Below are 9,499 nucleotides of genomic sequence, written 5' to 3' on the forward strand. Positions count from 1 at the left end.
ACCCTTTTCTGCTGGATTATTATCTTAAAGTTAGAACGTAAATTAGGGAACCGCTCAGTACGGATCCGTACGCTGAGTGGTGTGAGAGGACAGATAGGGAATTAATCCCTATCTTCCTACTCGATTTTGTAAGTTTTGATAAGCACTAATAAAATGCCACTAATACACGAATGTTCAGTGGTTTTGTATTTTGGTTGCTTTAGTGGTGCCTCCATCGCCATAACTAAAGTTTCAAACTGCATATTGCCTACTGCGACTGTCCGCTGCAAACTGAGACTGTATAATGAAACTGCTTACTGCCACCTAAAGAACTGCCTACTAACTCTTGAGCTCTATCACTTCAAGGTCAGAAATATTTTCATTGTCAATCCTAAACCGAAGCATAGTTCGTTTCTTATGAAACCCCTGTTTTCCTGCCGCACCGGGATTCATATGCAGTACCCCCAGATTTTTATCATTCATCACTTTCAAAATATGAGAATGCCCACTAATAAATAATTTTGGAGGATTTTGCTTAATCTCTTCCCGAATTGCGGGAGAATATTTCCCCGGGTAACCGCCAATATGGGTGATCCAGACATCTACTCCTTCACATTTAAAACGCTGGTGAAGCGGAAACTCTTTTCTTATCTCTGCATCGTCAATATTACCGTAAACTGCTCTTAGCGGTTTTATTTTATTTAGTTCATCTGAAATATCGGTAATGCCAATATCGCCGGCGTGCCATATCTCATCAGCTTCCCCGGCATAATGCAGAATTCTTTCGTCAATATGGCTATGGGTATCACTTAGTAATAGTATTTTTTTCAAATCAGGAGTATTTTATTTAGAAAAATCATTTTAAAACCTATGCATTCAAAGGATTTGAGCTTCTAATAAATGCCTTATCTTTGCAGTTCGCAAATATAAAAATAAAGAACTCGGTTGAGGTATTTTTTAGAACTGGCATATTTTGGAAAAGCTTATCACGGTTGGCAAAATCAGCCGAACGCGATTTCGGTTCAGGAGGAAATAGAAAAAGCACTTTCGGTAGTTTTTCAGTATAAAATTGATATTGTTGGGGCCGGAAGAACAGATGCCGGCGTGCACGCAAAACAGATCTTTGCACATTTTGATGTTGAAAAAGAACTTCAAAAGGAAGCTTTTCAGTTTAAATTGAATTCTTTGCTTCCAGCAGACATCGCATTAAAAGACGTTTTTAGAGTAAAACCAGATGCGCACGCTCGATTTGATGCTTTAAGTCGAAGTTATGAATACCATATTGTTCAGCAGAAAGATCCTTTTTTGGAAGATAGAAGCTACTATTTAAAAAACAAGCTTGATATTGGAAAAATGAACCGGGCGGCAGAAATACTTAAGGATTATACTAATTTTAAGTGTTTTTCAAAGTCTAAAACCGATGTAAAAACTTATAATTGCAAGATTTCTGAAGCAGTTTGGAAAACTGAAAATGAGGTGTTGGTTTTTCATATTTCCGCCGACAGATTTCTAAGAAATATGGTGCGTGCGATTGTAGGAACTTTACTAGAAATTGGTTTTGGTAAACAGCCCGTAGAAAGTATGCACGAGATTATAAAAAGTAAAGATAGGAGCAGGGCAGGGACTTCGGTGCCGGCAAAGGGACTTTACCTGACCCGGGTTACTTATCCTGAAATAGCAATAAAATAAATGGCATCTAAAACCGGTAATGCATTCGATTTTAACTTATTTAAGCGCTTGCTTAAATACACCAACCCCTACAAAGCGACTTTTTATTTTGTAGCGGTTGCGGCTATTCTGCTTTCATTTTTTGCCGTTTTAAGACCGTATTTACTAAAGGTTACGGTAGATGATGCGATTACTCCCCAAAATTATGATAACCTTGTTTTTTATGTAGGTCTTATGGCCGGGGTTTTAGTACTGGAAGTTATTTTTCAGTTCCTTTTTGTGTATTTCGCCAATTGGTTAGGACAGGAAGTGGTGCGCGACCTTCGTGTGAACTTGTTTAAACATATGCTCGGTTTTAAAATGACTTATTTCGATAAGTCTGCCGTTGGGCGTTTGGTAACACGGGCGGTGAGCGATATTGAAACTATTGCGAGCATTTTTAGTCAGGGGCTTTTTATGATTATCAGCGATATCTTAAAAATGCTGGTGGTAATTGGGTTTATGTTTTATCAGAGCTGGCAGTTAACCTTGTTAGTTTTGACTGTGCTTCCGCTAATTATGTACGCTACGCGTGTTTTTCAGAAGAAAATGAAAATTGCTTTTGAAGAAGTAAGAACCCAGGTGGCCGATCTAAACACCTTTGTTCAGGAGCGAATTACGGGAATGAAGATCGTTCAGCTTTTTACTCGTGAAAAAGCAGAATACAACAATTTTAAGGAAATAAACAGCAAACACCGCGATGCCTGGGTAAAAACGGTTTGGTATAACTCGATTTTCTTCCCGATTGCTGAAATGGCAACTTCTATAACCATTGGTTTAATTGTATGGTACGGTGGGCTTCGGGCTGTAGCCGATGACGGAATTACCCTTGGTGTGATTATCGCGTTTATTGAATTGTCTCAGTTACTTTTTAGACCGTTGCGGCAGATCGCTGATAAATTTAACACCCTTCAAATGGGAATGGTAGCAGCAAATCGCGTTTTCGGAATTTTAGACACCGAATCTTCCATTTCTAATGATGGTGAAATTGAAGTAAAAGATCTAAAGGGTGAAATAGAATTTAAGGATGTTCATTTTAGTTATACCGATGATGAAGAAGTGCTTAAAGGTGTTTCTTTTAAAGCAAACCCCGGAGAAACTATCGCGATTGTGGGCGCTACTGGTGCCGGAAAATCTACGGTGATAAATTTGCTGAATCGGTTTTATGAAATAAACAGCGGGCAAATTCTGGTGGACGGAATTGATATTAAAGATATTACCCTGGAATCGCTGCGTTCTGAAATAGCCGTGGTTTTACAAAATGTGTTCCTTTTTGCAGATACAATTCTGAGTAATATTAATCTTAATGATCCCGATATTACGGAAGAGGAAGTTATTAATGCTGCAAAACAAATTGGTATTCACGAATTCATTAATACCCTGCCAAATGCTTATCATTATAATGTGAAAGAGCGCGGGGCGATGTTATCTTCCGGTCAGCGCCAGCTTATTTCATTTTTACGGGCTTATATGAGCAATCCCAGTATTTTAGTTTTAGACGAGGCAACATCTTCGGTAGATACTTACAGTGAAATCCTTATTCAGGAAGCTACCGATAAGATTACGAAAGGGCGAACTTCTATAGTTATCGCGCACAGGCTTGCCACCATTAAAAAAGCCGATAAGATTATGGTAATGGACGCCGGTAAGATTGTAGAGATAGGAACTCATAGTGAACTGCTTCAAAAGAAAGATGGGTATTACAAAAACCTGTATGAAGTCCAGTTTATGGCAGAGGAATCTTTGTAAGGATTATAAGAGGTCTTCTTTAATTCGGTCAATAAGTTCTTCGTTGCTTTCAAACATTACAAATTCCCCGTCTCTTACATAAGAAATTTGTCCTGTTTCTTCGCTCACTACCAATGCTAAAGCGTCGGTTTTTTCGGTAATTCCAACTGCGGCGCGGTGACGCAATCCAAATCTAAGCGGAATAGATCTATCATTAGAAACCGGTAGAATAACCCGGGTAGCAGTAATTTTGTTGTCTTCTATCACCATCGCACCATCATGAAGGGGAGAATTTTTATAAAAAATTGATTCTATAATGGGCTGGTTGAGTTCAATATTCATATCGTCCCCAGAATTCTTTACGAAATCCAGGTTTGTATTTTTCTGAATAATAATCAAAGCCCCGGTATAACTTTGTCCCATTGCCTCACAGGCTGAAATGATATCGTCTACATTGGTGCTTGTTTCTAAATCACCTTTTAAAAAACGAAGTTGCGTAAAGAATTTTCCTTTTTGAGTGAAATTGGTAGAACCAATCATTAAAAGGAATTTCCTTATTTCCTGCTGAAAAACCACGATCAGGGCGAACATTCCTACTCCAATAAATTCCCCAAGGACGCTGCTTAAGAGCTCCATTTGAAGCAATTGCGTAAGGCTCCCCATTAAGTAAATAATCACGATCCCGATAAAGATATTTACCGCAACCGTTCCTTTTACCAGCTTATACAAATAATACAGCAGTAGGGCTACAAATACAATATCCAGGACATCGAGAAAACGAAGATTTATTATATCCAAATTAGCGGGGTTTTGTGTAAAAATAGAAAATATGCGGCTACTTATTAAGTTCTGCGTATAATTTCGTGCATTCTACGGCTTCTTTTACATCGTGAACCCGTAAAATGGAAGCGCCTTTGCTTAAAGCGATTGTATTTAAAAAAGTAGTGCCATTCAAAGCTTCCTGCGCTGAGGTATTTAAAGTTTTATAGATTAAGGATTTTCGTGAAAGTCCGGCTAAAATGGGGAGCTCTAAAGTTTTGAGAAGTTCCATTTTAGAAAGCAGTTCAAAATTCTGACTAATATTTTTTGCAAACCCGAAGCCGGGATCTACAATAAGATCGTTGATTCCTAATATCCTAGCCGCATTTATTTTTTCTGAAAAATAGAATAAAATATCCTGCACAAGATCATCATATTGGTTCAGGTCTTTCATAGTTTGTGGCGTACCGCGCATATGCATCATAATATATGGTACCTGATGTTTTGCGACGGTTTTCATCATTTCCGGATCCAGGTTTCCCGCAGAGATATCGTTGATTATTGAAGCTCCTGCTTCAATGCTTTTATCGGCTAAATTAGCTCTGAAAGTATCTACTGAAATAATGGTTTCCGGAAAATGCTTCAGGATGTTTTCTATCGCCGGGAGTACACGGTTCAGCTCTTCGGCTTCTTCCACCTTAGGAGCGCCGGGAGGAGTGCTGTAGCCACCAACATCAATAAAGTCGGCGCCATCTCTCAGCATTTGTTCTGCCTGCTTTAATATATCTTTTTCCGAAGTTTTTCGGCTTTCAGCATAAAAAGAATTTGGGGTGGTATTAATAATTCCCATTACTTTAGGGCTGCTAAGATCTATAAGTTCACCTTTGCAATTTATTGTCATTTTTAGGTTTTTTATTTGAGTTTCCTGAAGTTGAAAAGCGCTGATTTCTGTGGTTCATTTCAGAAATTATAAAATGCGGTTTTAGTATCTAAAATATTTGCACGAAATTTACGCAAATTAGATCTCTTTTATGCAGAATACCTCAAAACAGTATGACGCGGTGGTGGCTACCTGCCGCAGCCTGTTTATTAATAAGATGAAAGATTATGGAAGCGCCTGGAGGATTCTTAGGCTGCCATCACTTACCGACCAGATTTTTATAAAAGCCCAGCGAATAAGGAAACTTCAGGAAAATGATGTGCGAAAAGTTGATGAAGACGAAAAATCTGAATTTATAGGGATTATTAATTACTCGGTGATGGCTTTAATCCAGTTAGAAAAAGGCGTTGTCGCACAGCCGGATCTTGGTGTAGAAGAAGCTATTGAACTTTACGACGAAAAAATAGCCGAAACCAAAGCCCTAATGATGAACAAAAATCACGATTATGGCGAAGCCTGGCGTGATATGCGAGTTAGTTCTTTAACCGATCTTATTATTCAGAAATTATTGCGCGTAAAGCAAATTGAAGATAATAAAGGGAAAACTCTGGTTAGTGAAGGGATTGATGCGAATTACCAGGATATGATTAATTATTCCATTTTTGCAATGGTTCTTATAAATGAAAACGACGACTAGTTTTTGTAACTTTTCAGAAGATAAAAGCAGTTTTAAACAATAGAGCATGAAATTATTAGTAGGAATTTCCAGAGTACTGGTTGGTGTATTATTTATTTTTTCAGGATTTATAAAACTCAACGATCCGCTGGGATTTTCTTACAAGCTGCAGGAATATTTTAGTCCTGAAGTTTTGGGACTTGAGTTTCTGGTTCCTTATTCCCTTGTTATCGCTATTATTTTAGTGGTTTTTGAATTAGTGGTAGGGATAATGATTTTAATTGGTTACCTGCCTAAATTCACAGTTTGGAGCCTGCTGCTAATGATCGTTTTCTTTACGTTTCTCACGTTTTACTCCGCTTATTTTAATAAGGTGACAGATTGTGGGTGCTTTGGGGACGCGATCCCGTTAACGCCCTGGCAGTCCTTTATAAAAGACGTGATTCTGCTTATTTTTATATTAATACTTTTCTTTAACCGAAAACTGATCACTCCGGTTTTAAACCCAATTTCGCATCGCTGGATCATCTTTTTGTCTTTTATGCTTTCTTTCTGGTTTGCCTATCACGTGCTTATGCATTTGCCGGTTTTTGATTTTAGAGCTTATAAGATTGGAAATAACATTAAAGAACTTATGCAGATGCCTGAAGATGCACAAAAAGGTGTTTATGAATACGAATGGACTTTTAATAATAATGGAGAAGAAGTTACGGTAACTACCGATGGAAGTTATCCCAATCAGGAAGGGGAATTTGTCGGAGTAGAAACCACAATGATTGAGGAAGGCTATGTACCGCCTATTCAGGATTTTGAAATAGAAGCAAACGGCGAGGTAATAACTGATCAGATTCTTGATGCGGAAAAGCTTTTTATGGTTGTGGCTTATGATCTATCCCATACCGAGCAAGAAGGCTTTAAAGCGATACAGAAACTTGCTACAGAAGCTGAAGAAAAAGGCTATAAAGTGGTGGGTTTAACCGCTTCAAATGATGAAGATCAGCAGAAAATCATAAACAAATTCAATCTCGATTTTGAATTTTACCAGGTAGATAAAAAGGCTTTGCAGACAATTGTGAGATCTAATCCCGGACTTTTGGTTTTAGAAAGAGGTACAATTACCCAGAAAAAGCATTGGTTTGATGCTGAGGATATAAAATTATAAATCAACCTTAAGATTTTTTAAAATATTGGTAAAAAGCCAATCTTCATTCGGCTTAGGCACAGCTATGTTTATTCTAATCGATATATTTGTAGGAGTGCGGATTTTTTCCGCGGAAATAAATAAAATCAACTAAGAAATTATGAGAAAAAAGATAGTAGCCGGAAACTGGAAAATGAATAACGATCTTGCTGAAACGCAGGAATTGCTTTCACATCTAAAAATGCAATTGGTAAAAGAGCCGCAAGCCGAAGTTATGGTAGCACCTGCTTTCACTAATTTATACTCGGCTTTTCAGGGGTTAAAGGATACCCCGGTACAGGTGGTGGCGCAAAATATGCACCAGGCAGAAAACGGAGCCTATACAGGAGAAGTTTCGGCAAAAATGCTTAAAAGTATTGGTGTAGATACCGTAATTTTAGGCCATAGTGAGCGCCGCGCACATTTTGGAGAAACCAATGATATACTAGCTGAAAAGGTAAACGCAGCCCTTAAAAACGAGATGAGAGTTATCTTCTGTTTTGGAGAGGAACTAGCCGATAGAAAGAGCGATAAGCACTTTGATCTTGTAGCGAAACAACTCCAGGAGAGTTTGTATCAGATTTCAGATTCAGATTGGAAGAACGTGGTATTAGCTTACGAACCTGTTTGGGCTATTGGGACGGGAGAAACTGCTTCTCCGGAACAAGCTCAGGAAATGCACGCTTTTATAAGAAAAAATATTTCAGAAAAATTCAGCGATGAAATCGCGCAGAATGTTTCTATTCTTTATGGTGGAAGTGTGAAACCTGCCAACGCTAAAGAGATCTTTGCCAAAGAAGATGTAGACGGCGGACTTATTGGTGGTGCCAGCCTTAAAGCTGTAGATTTTGTTGAAATTATAAACGCCTTTTAAATTATGTCTTCCAACTATCTCGAATTTAAGTTTAAAATAGAGCCGCTTCAGCCTGCTTCAGAAATCCTGGTAGCAGAGCTTGGCTATTTGGGATTTGAGAGTTTTGTGGAAGAAGAAGATGGCATTACTGCCTATATCCCTGCCGAAGAATATGAAGATGATCTTTTGGCAGGGGTTCATATTTTACAATCGGAAGAGTTCCAAATCACCTATTCCAAAGGAGAAATAGAGCAGGTGAACTGGAATGAAGAATGGGAAAAGAATTTTAGTCCTATTATGGTAGATGATATCTGCAGTGTGCGGGCACCATTTCATCCCGAACCCGATACAGAATTTGATATTGTGATCGAACCAAAAATGTCTTTTGGAACCGGTCATCACGCAACCACACATATGATGATTCAGCATATATTAAAAAATGACTGGAATGATAAAGCCGTACTCGATATGGGCTGCGGAACCGGTGTTTTAGCAATTCTTGCAAGTATGAAAGGAGCGAAGTTTGTGGATGCCATAGATATCGATAATTGGTGTTATCAGAACACCCTGGAAAATGTTGACAGAAATGAGTGCGATAATATCAACGTGGAAGAAGGTGGAGCCGAATTACTACAGGATAGAAAGTATGATATGATCCTGGCTAATATAAATCGAAACATATTGCTTAGGGACCTTCCCATCTATAAAAATTGCCTGAATAAAGATGGAAATCTTTTTTTAAGCGGATTTTATGAAGAGGATATTCCGATAATAAAAGAGGCTTGTAAAAAGCTTGATCTTGAATATAATAACCACGTGGAGAGAAGTAATTGGGTTGCTATAAAGTTTTCAGCATAAGCTTTTTATAGATAATTTGTATCTTTGAAGCTTTAAAATTATACATGGAAGATGAGTACTAAAGAAGAAGTATTAGAAGAGGTTAAAACAACCACGCAGAAGGAGAATGAGATCGTACTTTATAATGACGATTACAATACGTTTGATCACGTTATAGAAACACTAATTTACGCCTGTGAACACACGGCCGTACAGGCTGAACAATGTGCTATCCTGGTTCATTACAAAGGGAAATGTACCGTAAAAACTGGTTCTTTTGACGAATTAAAGCCGAGATGTTCAAAATTATTAGAAGAAGGATTAAGTGCAGAAATAGTTTAGGCTAAAAAAGATAAAAGATTCTTTTCAAAATATAAAAATAATAATATATTTGCAGCCGCTTAACCACGTAGGAATAGCGATATTAAAAAGGCCTTGTGGCGCAACTGAATAGCGCACCTGATTACGGCTCAGGAGGTTCCAGGTTTGAATCCTGGCAAGGTCACAAAATAAAATCCTAACAATTTGATATATAGATTGTTAGGATTTTTTATTTTATTTTCGTGACACTTTCGGTGTCAGTTTATGAGATTTACCCACAATTTTAACCGATTTGTAAAATTTAAATATCAATTGAGTTATAGGGTAAAATTTACACCACTATTTACAAGGTATTCCATCTGAAAACCGATTTAATCTTCTGGTCTATACTGTCAAAAATGTCTTTAAAAGTGCCCTTTTTGTGGTTAATATTGATGATTTGGTATAAAATTATAGAGGTCAGTATTTAAATACGTATCTTAATTACCAGTAAATATTTAAAATTATGGATGTTTTTAAGGGTCAAAATCTTCTGGAGTTCTCTGATCGGTTCAAATCTAACGAGGATTGCAAGGAATA

The 9,499-nt window shown here is 37.7% G+C and carries 10 protein-coding genes and 1 tRNA gene; 8 read left to right on the plus strand and 3 right to left on the minus strand.

Annotation, left to right across the window (positions count from 1 at the left end; all coding sequences use genetic code 11):
* Window positions 1–318: 318 nt before the first annotated feature.
* The gene (locus LB465_RS17740; RefSeq protein WP_224471257.1) at window positions 319–810 is read right to left on the minus strand and encodes a metallophosphoesterase family protein; all 492 of its coding nucleotides are present in this window, start codon (window positions 808–810) and stop codon (window positions 319–321) included.
* A 114-nt stretch (window positions 811–924) separates the two neighbouring features.
* On the opposite strand from LB465_RS17740, the gene truA reads away from it, so the two are divergent.
* Entirely contained in the window at window positions 925–1,668 is a 744-nt protein-coding gene (gene truA / locus LB465_RS17745; protein ID WP_224471258.1) for a tRNA pseudouridine(38-40) synthase TruA, read from the plus strand.
* The gene (locus LB465_RS17750) at window positions 1,669–3,435 is read left to right on the plus strand and encodes an ABC transporter ATP-binding protein (RefSeq protein WP_224471259.1); all 1,767 of its coding nucleotides are present in this window, start codon (window positions 1,669–1,671) and stop codon (window positions 3,433–3,435) included.
* 3 nt (window positions 3,436–3,438) lie between these two features.
* Here LB465_RS17750 and cdaA read toward each other — a convergent pair whose 3' ends face one another.
* Both cdaA and folP read right to left on the minus strand, forming a co-directional pair.
* Window positions 3,439–4,212 (minus strand): diadenylate cyclase CdaA, encoded by a 774-nt coding sequence (cdaA, locus tag LB465_RS17755; RefSeq protein ID WP_224471260.1) that lies wholly within the window; start codon window positions 4,210–4,212, stop codon window positions 3,439–3,441.
* Between the two features lie 37 nt (window positions 4,213–4,249).
* The gene (gene folP, locus LB465_RS17760; protein WP_224471261.1) at window positions 4,250–5,074 is read right to left on the minus strand and encodes a dihydropteroate synthase; all 825 of its coding nucleotides are present in this window, start codon (window positions 5,072–5,074) and stop codon (window positions 4,250–4,252) included.
* Window positions 5,075–5,204: 130 nt separating this feature from the next.
* Between folP and LB465_RS17765 the strand changes: the two genes are divergently transcribed.
* From LB465_RS17765 to LB465_RS17790, 6 genes are all read left to right on the plus strand, one after another.
* A complete protein-coding gene (locus tag LB465_RS17765) occupies window positions 5,205–5,750 on the plus strand; it encodes a DUF1599 domain-containing protein (RefSeq protein ID WP_224471262.1) in 546 nt (181 codons plus the stop codon).
* 46 nt (window positions 5,751–5,796) lie between these two features.
* Window positions 5,797–6,891 (plus strand): BT_3928 family protein, encoded by a 1,095-nt coding sequence (locus tag LB465_RS17770; RefSeq protein ID WP_224471263.1) that lies wholly within the window; start codon window positions 5,797–5,799, stop codon window positions 6,889–6,891.
* Window positions 6,892–7,030: 139 nt separating this feature from the next.
* Window positions 7,031–7,783 (plus strand): triose-phosphate isomerase, encoded by a 753-nt coding sequence (gene tpiA, locus LB465_RS17775; RefSeq protein WP_224471264.1) that lies wholly within the window; start codon window positions 7,031–7,033, stop codon window positions 7,781–7,783.
* Between the two features lie 3 nt (window positions 7,784–7,786).
* Window positions 7,787–8,620 carry a 50S ribosomal protein L11 methyltransferase gene (prmA, locus tag LB465_RS17780; RefSeq protein WP_224471265.1) on the plus strand — a complete coding sequence of 278 codons (834 nt, stop codon included), beginning with the start codon at window positions 7,787–7,789 and terminating at the stop codon, window positions 8,618–8,620.
* A 51-nt stretch (window positions 8,621–8,671) separates the two neighbouring features.
* Window positions 8,672–8,941 carry an ATP-dependent Clp protease adaptor ClpS gene (locus tag LB465_RS17785; RefSeq protein WP_224471266.1) on the plus strand — a complete coding sequence of 90 codons (270 nt, stop codon included), beginning with the start codon at window positions 8,672–8,674 and terminating at the stop codon, window positions 8,939–8,941.
* Window positions 8,942–9,030: 89 nt separating this feature from the next.
* A tRNA-Arg gene (locus LB465_RS17790) sits at window positions 9,031–9,104 on the plus strand.
* The last annotated feature ends 395 nt before the right edge of the window (window positions 9,105–9,499 follow it).

Source organism: Salegentibacter lacus, assembly GCF_020164555.1.
GTDB classification, from domain to species: Bacteria; Bacteroidota; Bacteroidia; order Flavobacteriales; family Flavobacteriaceae; genus Salegentibacter; species Salegentibacter lacus.